Origin of the sequence: Psychrobacter sp. C 20.9 (genome assembly GCF_001921765.1) — a bacterium.
GTDB classification, from domain to species: Bacteria; Pseudomonadota; Gammaproteobacteria; order Pseudomonadales; family Moraxellaceae; genus Psychrobacter; species Psychrobacter piscatorii_B.
In genome coordinates this window covers 1-320 of the sequence record NZ_MRYC01000045.1, presented here as the reverse complement: position 1 = coordinate 320, position 320 = coordinate 1, and the positions used below count along the sequence as shown (strand labels likewise).

1 pseudogene is annotated in these 320 nt (G+C 39.7%); it reads right to left on the bottom strand.

Going from position 1 to position 320, the window contains the following annotated elements:
- Positions 1-192, bottom strand: a pseudogene (locus tag BTW00_RS13745) (hypothetical protein); the annotation flags it as partial.
- Positions 193-320: the final 128 nt, after the last annotated feature.

Sequence of the window (320 nt, the reverse complement as noted above, 5' to 3'; positions counted from 1 at the left end):
TGAAGGTTGAACTCCTGCACGCTCTGCAATTTCAGAAACCGTTTCCAGCGCCATATCGTTCGGATTGTCCAGCGCATATTCTGCGATCTGCTTCAAACGCTTGCTAAGCTCATCATGGCGGGATGCCAATTCATCCCGCAAGGCATCATAGGTACTGGGAGCAATCATCAAATAGCCTTTCATTTTTTCCATTCTTCATACCAGACTGACACACAAATGGAATATAAATTCTATAAAAGGAATAAATGATAATAATTTAAATCAATGCACACGTTTGCTCAAAATTTGAAAACCATGTAAATAAAGACGCTTATGACCAA